The sequence below is a fragment of the Actinoplanes sp. NPDC089786 genome (assembly GCF_040684855.1).
GTDB lineage: Bacteria > Actinomycetota > Actinomycetes > Mycobacteriales > Micromonosporaceae > Actinoplanes.
Window position 1 is genome coordinate 1 of sequence record NZ_JBFBGU010000046.1, and the last position, 18,890, is coordinate 18,890.

Sequence of the window (18,890 nt, forward strand, 5' to 3'; positions counted from 1 at the left end):
CCCGGCCCGGCTCATGCGCCGGCCGGCGCACCCCGTCTAACCCGAGCGATTGAACGAACCCGCTGGTCAACCCCGTCCTATCAGCGAGATCGGTGTCCTTGACACGGAAGAGGTCACTGGTTCGATCCAGTATCGCCCACCAAATGAACAAGCAGGTCGCAGCGGGTTTCGCTCTTACGAGCGGGGCCCGTTTCCCGTTGATAGAGCCCATGTTCGGCCTGTTCCTCGACGACCCACTTCGCCCATGGGTTCCTGATGAGTGACAGCCGCGCCGGCTATCAACGGCCCAGCCCTTGGGCCAGGGCGCTCTGGGATGTCCCCACCCCGTTCTAGAAACATTGCGCACCTGAGGCCAACAGACCGCACTCGCCTGGTCCAGGTGGAGTGCCCCAGCGGACGAACGACCTGGACCAGGCGAGCGCGGCCCGGCTGAGCGAAGCTTGCGCGACGGGATGCCCCGTAACGTCGGCCGGCCCCCGCTTGGGAGAAATCTGGGAGACGATCTTGCAAAAGGTCGCCATCCTGAGCCAAACCCAACCCATGACGGCCAACGCTCTGGATCTCCGAATCGCAGGAAGTCAAGGTCGGCAAGGATTTGTTCGCTACGGGTCGGTAGGCGGTCACCGGCGCTGTCCTGTGTCTGGGCCGTGTCCTCGAGCGGATGATCGTCGCCGACGGCGCCAAGGCCCACGCGGAGTTCGAATACTTGCGCGAGCGCAGCTGAGACACCGTCCATGGCTATCCGCCAGGCCGTTGCAGGTCGGCCAGGTCACGGCCTGGCCTGCCGAGTCCGGCCGGGGCGCGCCGTCGCAAGTGCGTGATCCACGCTTCGCCGGGCCGGGCAACAAACAGTTCGTGGGGCTCATTCGCTGCCCGTTCCGGTCGAACAGTGCGTTGAGGGCCCGGAGGCGAGGAGCGAAGATGTCGACGATGACCGAGCGCCGCAGCGGTGCACGGGTCACTCTGGCCTCAGCGGTGTCGCACGCGCAGGATGGGCGGGCCGCGGTGGGGGAGTTGGCCGAGGCGCTGGGACCGCACGCCGATGTCTACGCCGTGTTCGTGGCCCCGGGCTACGACCTCGACGCCGTGGGGGGTGCTATTCGCGACGCCTTCGGTGAGCGGGCTATCGGGTGTACCAGTTCGGGCAACATCACGGCCGACGGTTACGACAGTCGAGGGGTCTGTGCGGTCGCGCTGACCGGAGGCGGTCTCCGCGCCCGGACGATTGTGCTGCGGCCGTTGCATGATGCGGTGGCGGCTGTGGAGCAGGCGGGCGCCCAGCTGATGGCGCTTCGTTCCGAGATCGCGGGGCAGGACGGGTTCGCGATTCTTCTCGCTGATGGGCTCGCCCGTCGTGAGGATACCCTTGCCGCCACCTTGATGGCGACGCTGGGCGACGTGCCGGTGATCGGCGGCTCGGCCGGTGATGGCCTGGAGTTTCGGCGGACGGCGGTCTACCACGACGGCGGGTTCACCGATGATTGCGCGACGGTGACGTTTGTCGGGTCGGACGCGCCGTTCCGCCTGTTGCGGCTGCAACATCATGAGGCCACCGAGACCGTGCTGGTCGCCACCGACGTCGATCCGGAGCAGCGGATCATTCATACGCTCAACGGGCAGCCCGCCGCCGAGGCCTACGCCGACGCGGTGAACCAACCACTTCAGCACATCACGCCGGCGACGTTCTCCAGGCACCCGCTGCTGCTGGGCGCCGGCGGCTCCAGCTGGGTCCGCAGCATCGCGGAGGCCCGGCCGGACGGGTCGCTGAGGATGCTCGCCCGGGTCGACCTGGGTGATGTGCTGCGCCTGGGTGAGTCGACCGGGATGCTGGAAAGGCTGGACGAGGGAATCGCCGCGGTCCGCGCCGACCTGGGCTCACTCGGCGGCATGCTGGTCTTCGACTGCGTCCTGCGGCGGCTCGAGTCCGAGGAGCGGGGCCTGGCCGACCGGATGGGAGGCCTTCTGGCCGCGAACCACGCCGCCGGGTTCAGCACGTACGGCGAGCAGTTCAACGGCATGCACATGAACCAGACACTTGTCGCCGTGGCGTTCGGCTGACTTGATCCCGGGAGCGACATGGTTGACGCGCTGAGCACGGTCGAGGACCGCGAACAGGTGACCGCCGAGGTGGCGGAGTTGCGGCGCACCGTGGAACGGCAGCGCCGCACCATCGATGCGCTGGTGGTCGCGGCGGAACGGCGGACCGCCGGGGAACCGGACAGCGCGGCGCTGGCCACCTGGCAGCGCAACCTGACGCTGCAGCGACGGCTGGCCGAACGCACCGACCGCACCCGCGAGGCCGAACAGCTCCTCCGCGCGGTGATCGACTCCATCGACGCCGGCCTGTGCATCCTCGACGGTGACGGCCTCATCATCGACACCAACCAGGTGTGGAGCACGATGCTGGCTCGCGTCGGCGACGTCACCATCGACGCCGGCTGTTTCTTCTCCGTGGCCGCGGATCAGCCCGGCGGCCTCGGCGAATTGCTGACCGGGGCCGCTGACGCGCTCCGGCAGGTGCTCGCCGAGGTGGAGGTCGGTCCGGCCGGCGTGCGCCGGGTCGAGACGCGGGAGGGTCCGCGCTGGTGGCGGTTGCGAGTCGATCCGGTGCTGAGGCACGGCGCGGCCCGAGCGGTGCTCACCCTCACCGACGAGACGGCGGCGGTCCAGATCCAGGACGAGCTCCGTCACTCCACCCGCCACGCCGCCCGTCTGGCGCTGGTGGCCCGCCACGTGGACGACGGGGTGATGATCACCGACGAGCACGGCGTCATCGAATGGGTCAACAACGCCTTCACCCAGCTGACCGGCTACACCCTCGAGGAGGCGCTCGGCCGGGCCCGGGTCGACCTGCTCGGGATCGACGGCATGCCGCAGTTCGACCAGGAGGCGTGGGTCGCGAAGGGTTCCGTGGTGCTGCCGGAATTCGAGAGCCGCACCAAGGACGGACGCCGTTGCTGGCTGCGGGCCGAGCTCTACCGGGTGATCGACGACGACGGCATCCTGCGGATCGTCGCCGTGGAACGCGACGTGACCGGCCGGGTCAAGGCGGAACGGTCGCGCCTGGCGGCCAAGGCGCGCGCCGAGGCGCTGGCCCACGAGCTGTCGATCGAGAAGGCGGTGCTCACCGGGGTCATCTCCGCCATTCCCCAGTTCATCTACTGGAAGGACGCGAACGGCCGCTACATCGGGCACAACGCCGCGTACCTCACCGCGCGCGGCGCCGCGGCCACCACCGACCTGGTGTGGAAGACCGAGGCCGAGATCGCTGTCGTGGACGATCTCGCGCCGATCCTGGGCGAGCTGGAGGCCCAGGTGCGCCGCCACGGCGCGCCCGTGGTGGATCACCACGCCACCGTCACCGGGCCGGGCGGCCCGCCGCGCACCCTGCTGATCAGCGTGCTGCCGCAACCCGATGCGGGCGGGGTGATCGGCATCGGCGCCGACGTGACCCGCATCGGTGACCTGGAGCGCCAGGTCAATCAGGCGAACCGGCTGGAGGCGATCGGTCAGCTCGCGGCCGGCATCGCGCACGAGATCAACACACCGATCCAGTTCGTCTCCGACAACACCCGATTCATCGAGCAGTCCTTCACCGAACTGCTCACGCTGGTCACCGCCGTGCAGCAACGGTTCGGGGACACCGACGAGCAGATCGCCGAGCTGCTGCGCGAGATCGACGCCGACTTCCTGCTCGCGGAGGTTCCGACGGCGCTGGCCGAATCGCTCGAAGGGCTCGAACGGGTCGCCCAGATCGTCCGGGCGATGAAGGACTTCTCGCATCCCGGCCAGGGCCGCAGCGACGTCGACGTCAACCGGGCCGTGGAAAGCACCAGCCAGGTGGCGCGCAACGAGTGGAAGTACCACGCCGAGCTGAGCCTGGAGCTCGGCGACGACGTCGGCCTGGTGCCCTGCTATGAGGGCGAGTTCAAGCAGGTCGTCCTCAACCTCATCGTCAACGCCGCCCATGCCATCGAGGCGGCCGGCCCTCGTGACGGCGGCGGCCTGGGGCACATCCGGATCCGGACCACCCGTCGGGCGGATGCGGTCGAGATCGCCATCAGCGACGACGGGACCGGCATGGACGAGGCGACCCAGCAGCGGATCTTCGACCCGTTCTTCACCACCAAGGTGGTGGGTAAGGGCACGGGACAAGGGCTGAGCATGGCGTACGCCAGCATCGTGCAGAAGCACGGCGGTTCGATCAAGGTCGATTCCAGCCCGGGTACGGGAACCACGTTCACCATCGGCCTGCCCGTACGGGTGGAGGGCGAAGCCGGTTGAACGCCATCCGCGGGGACGGAATGCGGTTACGTTGGTGGGGATGAGTCGCGATCCGATCGGGGGTGATCACGGCGATGGCTCTGCCACGCGTGCTGTTCGTCGACGACGAGCCGAATCTTCTCAACGGTCTGCGGCGCCAGCTGCGCCGTGACTTCGACGTGGTCACCGCCGTCGGCGCCGCCAAAGGGCTGTTCAGCCTGGGCCAGGAGGAGCCGTTCCAGGTGATCGTCTCGGATTTCCTGATGCCGGGGATCAACGGGGCCGAGTTCCTCGCGGCCGTTCGCAAAGCCGCCCCCGACGCCACGAGGATGCTCCTGACCGGTCACACCAACCTGTCGGACGCGGCGACCACGGTCAACGAGGGCGGGATCTTCCGGATGCTGCTCAAGCCGGTCGACCAGGAGATCATGACCAGTGCGCTACGAGACTGCGTGGCGCAGCACGAGCTCGTGGTCGGGCAACGGCAGCTGCTCGAGGAGACGTTGCGCGGCAGCGTGAACGCCCTGATGGACGTCCTGTCGCTGGCGAACCCCGCGGCCTTCGCCACGGCCACCCGCATGCGCCGCACCGCCGTCGCGATGCTGGACTCGGTGGAGGCCCCCGATCGCTGGGCGGTGGAACTCGCGGTGCTGATGTCGCAACTGGGCGCGGTGTCGCTTCCGCCGGCGGTGGTGGCCAAGCTCGGCACGGCCGAACCGCTCACCGCGAGCGAGCAGAACATGGTGGATGAGGCGCCGCAGGTGGCGGAACGGTTGACCGCCGCCATCCCGAGGCTCACGGCGGTCACCGAGGCGATCCGGCACTCGCGGGCGAACTGGGACGGCTCGGGGCCGCCCGGCGAGCGCCTGGCCGGCGATGAGATCCCCTTCGGCGCGCGCGTGCTGCGCCTCGTCCAGGACTACGACGCGCTGGTGGCCGGGGGTTCACCGCCCAACGTCGCCTGCCTCACGCTGCGGTCCGCCGAAGGACGCTACGACCCCGCGCTGCTCGACGCGCTGGACACCACGGCGAGCGACGACACCTCCGCGGCGGTCGAGGCGGTCAAGCTCGGTGCGGTGAAGATCGGCATGATTCTCGCCGCCCCGGTGTGCAGCGGTACGGGCATGCTGCTGGTCAACGCGGGCCAGGAGGTGACGATGAGCCTGATGAGCCGGCTGCGCAACTTCGCCGCCCTGGAGGACGGCGTCGCCGAACCGCTCCTGGTCTATTCGTCGAACGCCCTGGTCAGCGCCGCAGGGTAGTCCGCCACCGTTCGACGACCGCGCGTTCGTGCGCTCCGAGCTGCTCCTCGAAGGCGGCGCTGTCGTCGGCCGGCGCCCCGCACACCGTGCCGAGCTCGGCCTCGACCAGGCGGTGCGCGACCGCCACCGCCGACCTCGGATCGTCGACCGCTCCGGGCGTCGCGCCGGCGTGACCGGCCACGGACTCCACCACCGCGGCGGAAAGCCCCCAGAGGGCGAGCAGGTTGGCGCCGGCATCGCTGTGGCAGGTGCCGAGCGCGGCCCGCTCGATGTCGTCCAGCGTCAGCGGCTCGTCGGCGGCGTCGTCCGGCGTACCCGTGGCCTGGTCCTTGATCTTCAGCACTCCGGGGTACTCCTCGTGGCGGGAGGAGGCCAGCACCAACTGGCCGACCTCGTGCAGCAGCCCCGCGGTGAACGCCTCGTTGTGCCACGGAGCCGGGCCGGCCAGTTCCCGGGCCAGGTGCGAGGTGTGCACCGAATGGTCGGTGAGCCGTTGGATCCAGTCGGTCGGCAGCACCCCGTGCGGATCGAAACTGCGGACGACGTCGTGCATCAGCACCAGCCCGCGTACCCGCTGGGTGCCCAGGAGCGCGACGGCCTGGACCACGCGGGTGACCTTGTGGCTGACCATCGAGGCCGACGAGTTCACCAGGTGCAGCACCTTGGCCGCGGCCGCCGGATCCTGTTCGATGATCGCGCCGACCGACTCGGCCGAGGCATCCTCGGCGTTGAGCGCCGCGATCAGCTCGATGACCAGCGAGGGTGCGCTGGGCAGGGAGCTGACCATGGAGACGTCGCGGCGGGCCGAGTCGTCGCCGGACGCGGCCTGCGCCGCGATGAGCCGTTCGAGGGTCTGCACCAGCTCGTCGCGGGCGGCGGGCTTGGTCAAGAACTGATGCGCCAGCGCGATGACCCTGAGCACGTCGTTCTCGCCGGTCTGGCCCGACAGGATCACCCGAGCGGTCCCGGGATACAGCGACTGCACCCGGCTCAGAAGTTCCCCACCGTCCATGCCGGGCATGCGGAAGTCGGACACCACGACGTTGCAGCGCCGGTTCTCCATCACGGCGAGCGCTTCGCCCGCTCCGCCGGCGAAGGACATGTCCCATCGGGCGCTTTCCTTGCGCAGCATGCGGCGTAGACCGTCGAGGATGCGTGGTTCGTCGTCCACGAACACCACGTGGGGCTTCTCGCTCATGGCACTACCTCCAGCTCGGACGACGGTGGCGCGGGCATGACCGCCTCGCCGATGGGCAGCCGCACCGAGAAGACGGTGCCGGCGCCGACTTCGGTGCGGAAGCTGATGGATCCGTGATGGCGGTCGACCACGAGGCTGCGCGCCAGAGCAAGGCCCTGGCCGGTGCCCCGGCCGACCTCCTTGGTGGTGAAGAACGGATCGAAGAGTTTGTCCGCGACCTCGGGCGGCACACCGGTCCCGGTATCGGCCACGTCGATGACGGCCTCGTCGCCGTCGCGCCGGGTGACGACCCGTACCGTGCCCCGGCCTTTCCCCGCCGCCTCGATGGCGTGTGCCGCGTTCACCACCAGGTTGAGCAGCGTCTGATTGATGTCGCCGACGTGGCAGCGCACCGGCGGCAGATCGGACAGCTCGGTCTCCACGTCCGCCACCGGCTTGATCTCGCCGGCCGCCACCACCAGCGTGTTGGTGACCAGGTCGTTGAGATCGGCCAAGCTCTTCGCCTCGTCGCCGGGATGGCCGAACGACTTCATCGCCCGCACGATCGTCGCCACTCGGTCGACGCCCTCGAGCGTCTGCCGCACGGCGGCGGGCACTTCCTCCAGGAGGAACTCGGCGTCGATCTCGCGCAGCAGCTCGGCCATGGGCTCGTCGCTGTCCGCGCGCTCGCGTACGGCGGTGACCAGGGTGAGCAGATCGGCGAAGGAGTCCTCGAGAAAGCGGATGTTGTCGCCGACGAACTGGATCGGCGTGTTGATCTCGTGCGCCACGCCGGCCGCGAGCCGTCCGACGGACTCCAGCTTCTGCGCGTGCCGCAACTCCATCTCCAGTCGCCGTTGCTCGGAGATGTCACGCGCGTTCAGGATGAGGCTGCGGGAGCCGTCATGCTCGGTGACGTACTCCACCACGACCTCGTACTCGCTCCACGGCTGGTCGTCCGATCCCCGCAGCCGGCAGGTCCGTGCGGCGGTCGAGGCGGCCGCCAGCACCACGTCGAGGTCCTCGGGATGAATGAGCCGGCGCAGGTCACCGCCGGTCAGGTCGGTGACGGGACAGCCCAGCAGCCGCCCGGCGGCGGGATTGGCGAGCCGGATCACGCCCCGCTCGCCGGCCAGGATCAGCGCATCCGAGGAGTTCTCCACGACGATGCTCAACCGGGATCGGCTCAGCAGCTGATCCAGGGTCAGCGCCGCCTCGTCGGCCAGGGTGAGCATGGCGGCCGACAGGTCGTCCGGACGCCGGTGCAACGCCGCCACCAGCAGGCCGAAGACGTCGCCCTGCACAGCCAGCGGAACGATCAGCAGCCGATCGTGCGCCGGCATGCTCATCGCCGCGGTGAAACGCGCGGCCGCGGCCCCGGTGATCATGGCCGTTTCACCCGGGTGCAGCCCGGCTCGCATCTCCGGGCCGAGATCGTCGAGTTCGATCGATCGGTTCAGCACGTCCGGGCCGGCCGAGCCGGCGTGACCGATGACGCGTACGGCGCTCGACGCGATCGTCGTCAGCAGGGCGCCGGCGACCGCCTCGTCGAGTCGCACGGCCGCCTCGGCCGCCGCCTGAGCCGCTTCCTGCCGGCTTTCGACGGCGGCGAACACCGCTCCGGCCGAGGCGACCACGCTCTCCCGGGCGGCGGCACGGTCACGGGCGCGCAAACCCTGCGCCAGGGTGTGGTTGATGGCCAGCCCGATGAGCGCGGTCACCGCCAGCGACACGGCGTCGGATGAGGGAACACCGGCCAGGAACACGCCGCCGGTCATCACGGCGACCACCGTCGCGGCCCCGAAAAGCTGATCCTTGCGGCGGCCGTAGAGGGCCCGGAAATTGATCCAGACGAAGAGCAGGCCGGTCGTGATGCCGTACCCCGAGGCGAAGGCCACCAGCCCGACACAGGGCAGCTCGACCAGCCAGCTCCACCACGGGAACCGCCCACGCCGGTATCCGATCACCAGCGACGCCTCGACCACCACGATCGCGGCCGCCGAGGCCCACGTCGGGACACCGCTGCCGGCATCGACGCCGTAGAACCCGATGGCCGCCCAGATCAGGCAGAACACGAGGAACAGCAGCCGCACCTGCCCCAGCATCGGGCGCGTGCGGGCCGTCAGCCACGCCGACCGGCGCACAGTCGTCACCCCACCCTCTCACCTGATCAACAACGGTCTCTCAGTCCTATCGGCCGGACTCCGGATCAGCGGAGGCATCAGGAGCCGTTTGTGCTCGGTGTTTCACCGATCGACCGGCAGAACGTGAGCAGTGGCCGCCGAAGGAGAGGGTGTACGGAGGTGCCCCCGGGGCGGCAAAAGCGAGTAGCCAGAGAACTGAGCTATTGCTCACAATAGTGAGGTGAACTGGGAAAATGCGCGTCGGCTGACCGCGGTGGATGAGGTTGAGGCGACGGTCGGGCGGCCGGCGGCCGTGATCATGCTCAAGCAGATCAGCGCCCTTGATGAAGGCTGCCGGACCATCCTTGACCTCTGCCCGGTCGCCGCCTTCGGCTATCGGGACGGCAATGGCATCGCGAGGACGACCTTCATCGGCGGCCGGCCCGGCTTCGTGAAGGTGCGCTCGCCCACGCGGATCTCCTTCACGATGGCCGAGGCCGGTCACCCGGACGGCCCGGTCTCGTTCTTCTTTCTCCTGCCGGGCGTCGGTGAGCTGTTGCGCGTCAACGGTTCGGTGGCGGCTCGCCAGGGTGCCGAGGTGTCCGTCGACATCCACGAGGCGTACGTGCACTGCGCTCAGGCCGTACTCCGGTCGCGCCTCTGGCACCCCCCGGCTCCGGGGCCGCCGGCGGCCCCGGAGCCGGGGGAGGGGCCACTGTCCCGGCCCGGTGTCGCCGACTTCCTCGCCGCGGCGAAGTTCCTCGCGCTGTCCACCTGGGACTCGGCTGGCGGGAGTGACACCAGCCCGCGCGGCGACCGGGAGGCGGTGGCGCGGATCCTGGACGGTCGTACGCTGGTCATCCCTGACCGCCGGGGCAACAAGCGCGCCGACTCCCTGCACAACCTCCTGCAGGACGACCGGCTCTCGCTCGCCGCGCTCGTCCCGGGACGCGGCGGCGTGCTGCATGTCCGCGGTCGCGGCGCGATCACCGACGATCCCGCACTGCTGGCGACCATGGCCCTGCGGGGGATGCCCCCGCACGCGGCGCTGCTCATCGACGTCGAGGACGCCGAGATTGCCGGCAATGACGCCGTGGCCCGGTCGGGGATGTGGGCCCGGGGCACGCACCTTGATCGCGGGACGGCGCCGGATCTGATGGCGATGGCGGGGCAGCACCTCGCCGCCCGCTCGAAGGCCAAGGGTCTGCTGAAGGTCGTCGGGGCGATCCCGGGGCTGACCCGGCTGCTGCGCCTGGTCATGGACCGCGCCTACCGGTCGGGGCTGATCAAGGAGGGTTACGAGGAGGCGCGGACGGTCGAGGCCCTGCGGGAGGTGCGCATCGCCGACGTGCGGCGGGAGACGCCCAGCGTGGTCACGCTCGTGCTGGAGGACGCCGGCGGCAAGCGGGGGTCGTTCGACTTCCGGGCCGGGCAGTTCTTCACGCTGATCGCCGACATCGACGGGCGCCCGGTGCGGCGGGCCTACTCGGCGTCGTCGGCGCCGGGGTCGGCCCGGCTCGAGGTCACCGTCAAGCGCGTCGACGGCGGGCGGTTCTCGGGTCACGTACACCGGAAAGGTGACCGACTCGCGGTGCGCGGGCCGTCCGGGTCGTTCCATCTCCCGCCGCAGGCACCGGACCAGCTCGTCCTGATCGCGGCGGGCAGCGGCGTGACGCCGATGATGAGCATCATCCGGGCGGCGCTGAGGCAGAGCCGGATCGCGTTGCTCTACAGCAGCCGTGACACCGATGAGGTCATCTTCGCCGCCGAACTGGCCCGGCTCGCGGCGGATCACCCGGGCCGCCTGTCGGTCACCCACGTCCTGACCCGGCGCGACGGACGGCTCGACGCGGACGGCATCCGCCGCTGGATCACCGGGCTGTCACCGGCGAGGTCCGCCCACTACTACGTCTGCGGGCCGGAACCCCTGATGAGCGCCACCCACGGCGTACTCGCCGGGCTCGGTGTCCCGGACGACCTGGTGCACAGCGAGCGCTACATCAGCGGGGCCGACACCGGAACCGCGGCGACCTCGTCCCAGGAGCCCCAGGAGATGACGGTCGAGGCGGTCGGCACGGTGGTGGTCGAACCCGGCCAGACCCTGCTCGACGCCGGGCTCGACGCGGGCCTGCCGATGCCGTACTCCTGCACGGTCGGTAACTGTGGCGACTGCATGGTCCGCCTGGTCAAGGGGGAAGTCGTCCAGAACGAACCGAACTGCCTCACCTCACAACAGAAGGCCGAGGGGTACGCGCTGACCTGCGTGGGCTACCCACTGTCCGACATCGTCCTGCGGGTCAGCAGGTGAACCGCGGGAAACTGGCGGCGGTCCGCGGGCTCGGGCTGAGCCGTCAGACGAGCCACCTCGGCCAGCCCGGCGTCACGCAGCAACGCGGCCAGGTGATCGGGCCACCACCGGTAGGCCGGCGCGACCGTGTGGTCGTACACCTGGGTCGGGTGGTCCGGGCCGTCGGTTGCCGGGAAGCAGATCAGGAGGTGGCCACCGGGCGCCAGCACCCGGTGGAACTCGGCCAGGACGGCAGGAACTTCCGGCGGCGGGATGTGGATGATGGACCAGCGCGCGAGTACGCCGCTCAGCACGCCGTCGCCGATGTCCAGCGCTTCCATCGAGCCCACCGTGAAACCGAGTCCCGGATAGGCCTGGCGAGCCAACTCGATCATCGCGGGCGAGACGTCAACGCCGAGCGCGGCGACTCCCAGCTCGTCGAGATGAGCGGTGACGTGACCCGGTCCGCACCCCACGTCCGCGACTTGACCCGTTCCACATGCGGAGGCGAACGCCCCGAGCATCGCGCGATCCAGGGGAGCGTCACGCAGGGAGTCGCGGAACAGCTGCGCGTAGGTTTCGGCCACGCTGTCGTACGCGTTGAGGGCGTCCATGTCGTCAGCAGGTGGACCGGTAGGGGAGTTCGGGGATGTAGGTGGCCCACTCGGCGGCGTTGAGCCCGCGCCCGCTGAGGGTGCAGGCGTAGCCGGTCGGGTCGGCGGCCAGTTCCTTCGGCGCCGTGGCGTTCCAGAGGGTGATGGTCCGGCTGGGGGCGCCGTAGGTTCCGCCCGCGGCCAGGGTGCGGCCGTCGGGGCTGAACGCGGTGTTCAAGCTCTGCAGCTCGGGGATCTTGATGGTGGCGAACGGCACCGCGGTGCCGGGGTCGGCGATGTCCCACAGCATCAGGGCGTTCTCCAGGCCCGAGGTGGCCAGCGTGCGCCCGTCGGGGCTGAAGCCGAGCCACAGCACCATGTTGCTGTGGCCGGTCAGGGTGGCCAGCCGGTGCGGCTGGGTCGGGTCGGCGATGTCGAACAGCAGGGTCGACGGCTCGTCGGTGCCGGCGGCCAGGGTGCGCCCGTCGGGGCTGAACGCGAGCGACTGGGCGCTGTAACCGCTGAACTCGGTGATCGCGATCGACGTGAGCCGGACCGGGTCGGAACCGTCGGCGAGCCTCCACAGGGACACGTTGGTGCCCTCGCTGACCGCCATCGTGTGCCCGTCCGCCGTGAACGCGATGGCCGACAGGTCCTTGCGGAGGGTCAGCTCGGCGATGCGGTCGGGCTCCCGCCGGTCGGCCAGGCTCCACAGCGTCGTCCGGCCGTCGCTGTGACCGATGGCCAGGGTCGTTCCGTCCTTGGTGAGCGCCACCGCGTACACCTCGGTTCCGGGATCCTCGATCTTGGACAGGAACGCGGGCTCGCCGGGGCGGGTCATGTCGAGCAGCGTCACCGACTTGTCGGCGCCGAGCACGGCCAGGGTGCGGCCGTCCTCGCTCAGGGTGATCCCGTCGACCTTGCTGTTCCGCAGCGGCCAGGGGGTGCCGCGGACGGGGCCGGCCGAACCGGACAGGTGCCACGGCACGGCTGTCCCGTCCCGGCCCGCTGCGATCAGGGTGCCGCTGTCCGGCGTGAAGGCCAGACCGACGATTCTTGCGGGTACGGGACCAGGCGCCGTGGTCGCCTCCGGCGCGAACCGGCCCCTGATCGCCCACAACGTCGCCGTCTCGCGGAAGCCGGCGGTGGTCAGCGTCCGCGAGTCCGGACCGAAGGCCATCGACGTCACCGGGCCACCCCGGACGGCCAGGACGGCGATCTTCATGGACAGCCACGGCCAGCTGCCGCCCTCGACGCCGTACACCTCGGCGGTCCCGTCGGTGTCACCGAGGGCCAGCATGGTCCCGTCGGGGCTGAACGCCATCGACCGGAAATGGCCGTCGCCGACGCCCACGTTCATGTAGCTGCCGTTCACCGGCTTGGCCGGGTTGCTCAGATCCCAGAGCCACACGGCGTCGTCCGCCCCCTCGACGGCCACCATCGGCTGCTTCGGGTTGACCTCGATCGCGGCGTCGCCGGACGTCTTGTCGCCGTACAACAGGTGCAGCGCGGCGCCCCGCACCGGCTTGGCCGGGTCGGCCAGGTTCCACACGACGACCTCGGCGCCGCTGGTGACCCCGATCCGTCCGTCCGAGCTGAACTTCAGCGGGTACGCGGCCGGCAGCGTCGCGAGCTGGGCCGGGGCCGCGCTCACGTCCCACAGGACGGTGTTCTTGTCCCGGTTGCTCGTCGCGACGGTGTGCCCGTCCGGGCTGAACGTCACGGCCATGATCCCGGCGGCGTCGGTCAGCGTGGCCAGCTTCTCGGGGCGCGCCGGTTCGGCCACGTTCCACAGCACCGCGTCGGAAATTCCGTCGAAGACCGCGAGGGTACGCCCGTCCGGGCCGGCCGCCAGCGTCTTGTCCTCGCCCCCGGCCCTCGTGTCCTCCGGCAGCGTGGCCAGGCGGGCCGGCTTCGTGGGGTCGGCCGTGTTCCAGAGCGACACCTTCCCGTCCGTGCCGACCGCGGCGACCACCTGGCCCGCGCCCGGCGCGACAGCGGTCACGCCGGCCAGGGCGCCGGCGTAGCGCGTCGACATGACCAGGTGGCTGAGCTGCTCGTTGGTCTCCGCGGTGGGGTGCACGCCCTGCGCGGCGACCGCGAGCCGGAGGGCCTTCCTCGGATCATCCGCGATCATCGCGCGGGCCCGGCCGACCAGTCGCTGATTGATCACGATGCGCTGCTGAAGCGCCGCGGCCTCCCGCTGGCGGCGGGCCTCCGCGGTCGCCTCCCGGGCCTCCTCCGCCGCCTCGCGGGCCAGCTTCTCCTGCCGCCGGCGCTCCTGGTCGGCCTGCTGGGCCAGCTCACGGTGATGCTCGGCGATCCGCTCCTGCGCCGTCGCCCGCGCCTTGGCCTGGTTGGCCAGCTCCTGCTGCTGCCGGGCATTCGCCTGCTGCTGCTTCGCGTCGGCCTTCTGCCGCTCGGTCTCCCGGGTGGCGTCCTGGGCCAGCGCCCGCTGCCGTCCCGCGTTGGCCTTCTGCCGATCGGCGTCGGCCTGGTGCCGCGCCGCGTTGGCCTGCTCGCGGCGCGCCTCGGCGGCGGCGTCCTGGGCCAGCGCCTGCTCCTGGCCGGCGAGCACCTTCTGCCGCCGGGTCTCGTCGGCCGCGGCCTTCGCCCGGCCTTCCAGCAGCACGGCGTTCTCCTGCTGCCGCCGCGACTCCTCCGTCGCACGCTCCGCGGTGCTGCGCTGCTCGGACGCCACCTGCTGCTGCTGACGCGCCTCCGACGCCGCCTCACTGGCCTTGCCGGCGTTACGCACGGCGATGACCCCGGTCAGGGACGCGACCAACGTCAACAGCACCAGCGTCGCCGCCGCCACGGCCGACAGCCGCCGGGCCCGCCGATGCTGCCGTACGTCCTCGCCTTCGAGATCGTCCTTGCTGACCCCATGCATGGGCGCCGCGAGCTGGGCGATCGCATCCCGGAACCGGACGTGCTGAAGGCTGAGGTGCAGGTCGTCCCGGGCCCACCGCAGGTCCAGATACAGCGGCTCCTCGGCGAACACCCCCCGCAACGCGTCCGGCACCGCCGTGGAGTCCAAGGTGAAATCCCGGCGTACGGAATCCCAGCGCCATTCACCGTCGGTCACCACCGGCAGGATCAGGTCCGGCGACTTGGTGGCCACCCAGTGCTCGATCTCCCGATTCACCCAGGGCGAGGCGGCCGCCTCCGGGGAGGCGAGCAGCACGAAGTGCCGGGAGCCGTCCATCGCCTCCTGAATGGAACTCCACAGCTTGGGCGTGACCGCCAGCCCCGTCTGATCCCGGAAGATCCACAACGCCCGCCGCCGATGCCAGGGCTTCGCCAACCGGTGCAGACCTCGCTGAACGGCCGGTGCGAGCCGCCCGTCGGCGGCATGACTGTAGGAGATGAACCCATCGAACGGCATAACGGTCCCCGTGCTCGGTGTTGTCGGCGCGGTGGCCGATTCTCCACGTCACCGGCCTGCGGGTAAAGCGACCGAGCCCCCGCCGGACACGCCGTTGCGGCAGCACTGCGCCACGTGATTTGATCTACATGGCCGGGCATCTCCCCCCGTGGATGCCCGGCCATCTCCATGCCCGGCCCCGGCGTGCTATTCGTGACGGCCCGCGGCCGGTCCGAGACGGATGGCCGAGATCAGGAAGAACACCCCACCGAGGACCGCGTATCCCGTGAGGTTGATCAGCGACGGGTCGTCCTGGCCGGCCGAGGCGATGAAGGATGCGCCGGCCAGGACGGAGATCCCGCCGCTGAGGATCATCGGCCACTGCCCGCCGAGCCGGCGCCGTCGCAGGGCGACCACCAGTTGCACCGCCCCGGCCAGCACAGCCCACGCACCCCACACCCGCAACACCGCCGGGATGCCGGACGCGGCCGCGACAGCCAGCCCGACCGCCGCGAGCGCACTGAACACCACGTTCAGCACCAGCTCGCGGGTCCGCGACGACCGGGCGTCCACGACCGCCGCACCCACGTCGAACAGCGGATAGAGCACCAGCAGCACACCTGCGGCGACACCCAGGTCGGAACCGGTCAGGGCCAGCAGGCCGGCCCAGACGGCAGCAAAGCCGAAGCGTACGAAATAGAGCCGGCGCAGCGCGGGCCCGGTGCCCGACGGCCGGGTTTCCGCGGCGGTGGTCATCGGGTTCCCCGATCGGCCCGCTCGATCAGGCGGGTGTGCGGGTTGCTCGAGATCGGGGACCGGCGGGACGACGGACGAAACATGTTTTCCTCCACGGAGAGAACGAGGTCGCGGGAGGAAGTCTGGATCGGCCCGGGCCGGGGCACGTACTTCGAACGAAGTAGTTTCACCATCCGCCGCGGTCGAGGTGGGCCGGTCTACATCATTCGGTGTACACGGCCGCCGACCGGATGAACGATGATCAGGTCATGGTCACGGTGCAGAACCATCACGCCGGGCTCGCGGCGCCCCTGTGGATCCGCCGCCCCGAGGTGGTGCACCAGGTCGCCTACTCCGTGGCCGGGCTGGTCCTCACCGGTCAGATCGTGGCCGTGGTCGTGGGGGGATCGGGCTGGCCGACCGCCCTGGCCGTCCTGCTCGCCGGTGGCGGTATCGCCCTCTCGTGGGGGAAGCCGTGGGCGGGACTGGTCGTGACGAGCGCCGCGTCCTTCGCCGTCACCGCCGTGGGCCAGGACCCGCTGTCGGTGTGGATGATGGCCGTGTTCGTGCTGTTCTCGGTCACCTTCCGGGGCAGACAGCCGGTGGTCGCCACCCTCGTCGTGGCGGTGTTCTTCCTGGGCACGCTCATCACCTTCGGAGGCTTCCGCGGCGGCATGATCGTCGGGGCCGCCGCCCTGTTCTCGGCCATCGCTGGCGGGGCGACCGGGGTCGCCCTGCGCCTGCACCGGGACCACTGGTGGGCCTTGGAGGAACGGGCCGAGAACGCCATCGCGACCCGTGAGATCGAAGCCACCCGGCGGGTGACCGAAGAACGGCTGCGCATCGCCCGGGACCTGCACGACGTCATCGGCCACCAGGTCGCCATGCTGAGCATGCATCTCGGTGCGGCCGAGATCGGGCTGCCCGACGACGCCCGATCGTCCCGGCAGGCCCTCGTCGCGGCGAGATCCTGCGCCCGTACCGTCGTCCTCGAGTCACAGCGGATCCTCGCGCTGCTGCGGCGCGGAGACGACACCTCCGACGACGAGGCGCTCCGGCCGACCCCGGCCCTCAGCGGCCTGCCGGGGCTCATCGCCTCGTTCGAGAGCATCGGTCTCGACGTCGAGCCCTCCATCGACCTGCCCGCCGGTTTCGTGGAGCCCAGCGTCGGGGTGACGGTCTACCGGGTCGTGCAGGAAGCCCTGACGAACGCCTACCGGCATGGAGAGGGAACGACAACGGTGGACGTACGCGAACACGACAGCAGGATCCACGTCACCGTGGAGAACCGCATCGGTACGGCATCCCGCGGCAGCGGGCTCGGACTCGTCGGGATGCGCGAACGCGTCGAGGCCTCCCACGGCAGGCTGACCATCGGCAGCGACGGCGGGCGGTTCCGGGTCAGCGCGGAGTTCAGCCCGCGCGGAGACGTCGTCTGATGACCCGGATCCTGATCGTCGACGACCAGGACGACATCCGGGCCGGCATCCGGGCGATGCTCCAGCTCGACCCCGGCCTGGTGGTGGTGGCTGACCTTTCCGACGGCCTCCAGGTCCTCCCGTTCCTGCGTGATCATCCCGTTGACCTGGTGCTGATGGACATCCGCATGCCGGGTATCGACGGTGTCGAAGCCACCCGCCGGATCCGCCAGGAACACCCCGCCGAGAAGCTGCGGGTGATCGTGCTGACCACCTTCGACCAGGACGACATCGTCCTCGCCGCCCTGCGCGCGGGCGCCAACGGCTTCCTGAGCAAGACCGTGAGCCCGGCTGAACTCGTCGCCGGAATCACCGAGGTCGTCAGCGGTGGCGGCGCGCTGTCCGCCGCGGCGACCGCCGCCCTCATCGGCCACATGACCGACAGCCCGCCCCCGGCGATCGACAAGGAACTGCGGCGCCGCTTCGACGCCCTGACACCCCGGGAGCGGGACGTGATCGTCCTCGTGGCCGGCGGCCTCAGCAATGACGAGATCGCGGCCAGGATGGTCGTGTCACCGTTCACGGTCAAGACGCATGCGGTACGGGCCATGACGAAGGTTGGCGCCCGTGACCGGGCCCAGCTGGTCTCGTTCACCTTCCGCGCTGGGCTGTACCCCTGATCGGTCCACAACGGTGCCGGCCGGCGCGACAGGAGCCGCGCCGGCCGGGATGGCGGGTGGTCAGGTCAGCAGACGCCGAGATCTGTCCACGAGGTGGTGCTGGTGCCGGGGCGGACGCCGGTCGAGGTGGCGGCCGCGCGGTACTTGCGCTGGTTCCAGTAGACCTGGGTGTTGACCGAGTAGGTGGTCTTCGGCGACCAGACCGGGCCGGTGCAGGCGTTGCTCGGCGGGGAGCAGGACTGCCACGTCGCGGGACTGGCCGTGTAGTTGACGTTGCGGAACTCGTAGTTCGGCTGCTCGTCGACGAAGCTGAAGGCCGAGCCGGTCAGGTTGGTCCAGGCGCCGCTGTTGATGCGGGCCTTCTGGCCGAGCATCTTGGTCGGGTTGGTGCAGGACACCACGGGCTCGACGGCGCCGCCGTCGGCGAACGTCTCGATGTCGTGGGTGTACATCTCCGGGCCCTCGGCGCGCGGCAGGTCCTGCATCAGGTAGCGGTTGCCGACGCCGTCGTTCATGTTGACGTACAGGCAGATGTACGGACCGCTGGCACTGAACGCCTTGCTGGCGGTGCAGTACTCGTACGTGAACGTGACCTGCTTGCCCACCGGCAGGTTGGAGCCCCAGTTCAGGCAGCGGCCGCCGCTCTCCCACAGGACCGTGCAGTCCGGGTTGTTGCCGGTCTGGCCGTTGTCGTCCCCGTAGTAGTAGACCCACCAGCCGTCGCCGGTGTGGTAGATGCCGCCCTCGATGTTCGAGAACCACTGGCCGACCACGCCGTCGGCGTTGTTGGTGAACGCCGGCACCGTCCAGGAGACCTGCCAGCCGCGCACCGAGGCCAGGTCGGCGTTCGCGTAGTGGGTCCTCAGCGCATAGACGCCCTGGGTGCCCACGGTGCCGGGTGGCGGTGGCGGGTGTGGCACGGCCGAGGCCGGCGCCGCCGGGCCGGCCACGACGGCCACCATGGTCGCCAGAAACATCCCGAAGA

12 protein-coding genes and 1 tRNA gene are annotated in these 18,890 nt (G+C 70.4%); 7 read left to right on the top strand and 6 right to left on the bottom strand.

All coding sequences use genetic code 11. The features are described from left to right. Positions 1-43: 43 nt before the first annotated feature. The 4 genes from AB0O15_RS46625 to AB0O15_RS46640 all read left to right on the top strand — a co-directional run bounded on the left by AB0O15_RS46625 (position 44) and on the right by AB0O15_RS46640 (position 5,525). A tRNA-OTHER gene (locus tag AB0O15_RS46625) sits at positions 44-142 on the top strand. A gap of 779 nt (positions 143-921) precedes the next feature. After that, a complete protein-coding gene (locus AB0O15_RS46630) occupies positions 922-2,058 on the top strand; it encodes an FIST N-terminal domain-containing protein (RefSeq protein ID WP_364334222.1) in 1,137 nt (378 codons plus the stop codon). Between the two features lie 18 nt (positions 2,059-2,076). After that, entirely contained in the window at positions 2,077-4,284 is a 2,208-nt protein-coding gene (locus AB0O15_RS46635; protein WP_364334225.1) for an ATP-binding protein, read from the top strand. Positions 4,285-4,358: 74 nt separating this feature from the next. After that, positions 4,359-5,525, top strand: coding sequence for an HD domain-containing phosphohydrolase (locus AB0O15_RS46640; protein ID WP_364334228.1), 1,167 nt, complete (start codon positions 4,359-4,361; stop codon positions 5,523-5,525). On the opposite strand, the gene AB0O15_RS46645 is transcribed toward AB0O15_RS46640, so the two are convergent. Beyond that, positions 5,509-6,723, bottom strand: coding sequence for an HDOD domain-containing protein (locus tag AB0O15_RS46645; RefSeq protein ID WP_364334231.1), 1,215 nt, complete (start codon positions 6,721-6,723; stop codon positions 5,509-5,511). The genes AB0O15_RS46640 and AB0O15_RS46645 overlap by 17 nt on opposite strands. Continuing rightward, entirely contained in the window at positions 6,720-8,855 is a 2,136-nt protein-coding gene (locus tag AB0O15_RS46650) for an ATP-binding protein (RefSeq protein ID WP_364334234.1), read from the bottom strand. The genes AB0O15_RS46645 and AB0O15_RS46650 overlap by 4 nt, the downstream gene beginning before the upstream one ends. Positions 8,856-9,066: 211 nt before the next feature. Here AB0O15_RS46650 and AB0O15_RS46655 point away from each other — a divergent pair, with 211 nt between their 5' ends. Continuing rightward, positions 9,067-11,133: a 2Fe-2S iron-sulfur cluster-binding protein gene (locus tag AB0O15_RS46655; RefSeq protein WP_364334237.1), complete on the top strand. Its 2,067-nt coding sequence runs from the start codon at positions 9,067-9,069 to the stop codon at positions 11,131-11,133. Here AB0O15_RS46655 and AB0O15_RS46660 read toward each other — a convergent pair. From AB0O15_RS46660 to AB0O15_RS46670, 3 genes are all read right to left on the bottom strand, one after another. Beyond that, the gene (locus AB0O15_RS46660; protein ID WP_364334240.1) at positions 11,094-11,726 is read right to left on the bottom strand and encodes a class I SAM-dependent methyltransferase; all 633 of its coding nucleotides are present in this window, start codon (positions 11,724-11,726) and stop codon (positions 11,094-11,096) included. The two genes, AB0O15_RS46655 and AB0O15_RS46660, sit on opposite strands and share 40 nt — an antisense overlap. Positions 11,727-11,730: 4 nt before the next feature. Beyond that, positions 11,731-15,093 carry a TIR domain-containing protein gene (locus AB0O15_RS46665; protein ID WP_364334243.1) on the bottom strand — a complete coding sequence of 1,121 codons (3,363 nt, stop codon included), beginning with the start codon at positions 15,091-15,093 and terminating at the stop codon, positions 11,731-11,733. 186 nt (positions 15,094-15,279) lie between these two features. After that, positions 15,280-15,828, bottom strand: coding sequence for a hypothetical protein (locus AB0O15_RS46670; RefSeq protein ID WP_364334245.1), 549 nt, complete (start codon positions 15,826-15,828; stop codon positions 15,280-15,282). Positions 15,829-16,076: 248 nt separating this feature from the next. Here AB0O15_RS46670 and AB0O15_RS46675 point away from each other — a divergent pair, with 248 nt between their 5' ends. Then, positions 16,077-17,246: a histidine kinase gene (locus AB0O15_RS46675; RefSeq protein ID WP_364334248.1), complete on the top strand. Its 1,170-nt coding sequence runs from the start codon at positions 16,077-16,079 to the stop codon at positions 17,244-17,246. Further along, a complete protein-coding gene (locus AB0O15_RS46680; protein ID WP_364334251.1) occupies positions 17,246-17,905 on the top strand; it encodes a response regulator transcription factor in 660 nt (219 codons plus the stop codon). The genes AB0O15_RS46675 and AB0O15_RS46680 overlap by 1 nt, the downstream gene beginning before the upstream one ends. A gap of 65 nt (positions 17,906-17,970) precedes the next feature. Here AB0O15_RS46680 and AB0O15_RS46685 read toward each other — a convergent pair whose 3' ends face one another. After that, the gene (locus tag AB0O15_RS46685; protein ID WP_364334254.1) at positions 17,971-18,882 is read right to left on the bottom strand and encodes a hypothetical protein; all 912 of its coding nucleotides are present in this window, start codon (positions 18,880-18,882) and stop codon (positions 17,971-17,973) included. Positions 18,883-18,890: the final 8 nt, after the last annotated feature.

Coding starts and splice junctions, on each gene's coding strand:
- AB0O15_RS46630 (WP_364334222.1), top strand. CDS start 922: ATGTCGACGATGACCGAGCGCCGCAGCGGTGCACGGGTCACTCTGGCC.
- AB0O15_RS46635 (WP_364334225.1), top strand. CDS start 2,077: ATGGTTGACGCGCTGAGCACGGTCGAGGACCGCGAACAGGTGACCGCC.
- AB0O15_RS46640 (WP_364334228.1), top strand. CDS start 4,359: ATGGCTCTGCCACGCGTGCTGTTCGTCGACGACGAGCCGAATCTTCTC.
- AB0O15_RS46645 (WP_364334231.1), bottom strand. CDS start 6,723: ATGAGCGAGAAGCCCCACGTGGTGTTCGTGGACGACGAACCACGCATC.
- AB0O15_RS46660 (WP_364334240.1), bottom strand. CDS start 11,726: ATGGACGCCCTCAACGCGTACGACAGCGTGGCCGAAACCTACGCGCAG.
- AB0O15_RS46665 (WP_364334243.1), bottom strand. CDS start 15,093: ATGCCGTTCGATGGGTTCATCTCCTACAGTCATGCCGCCGACGGGCGG.
- AB0O15_RS46670 (WP_364334245.1), bottom strand. CDS start 15,828: ATGACCACCGCCGCGGAAACCCGGCCGTCGGGCACCGGGCCCGCGCTG.
- AB0O15_RS46675 (WP_364334248.1), top strand. CDS start 16,077: ATGGTCACGGTGCAGAACCATCACGCCGGGCTCGCGGCGCCCCTGTGG.
- AB0O15_RS46680 (WP_364334251.1), top strand. CDS start 17,246: ATGACCCGGATCCTGATCGTCGACGACCAGGACGACATCCGGGCCGGC.
- AB0O15_RS46685 (WP_364334254.1), bottom strand. CDS start 18,882: ATGTTTCTGGCGACCATGGTGGCCGTCGTGGCCGGCCCGGCGGCGCCG.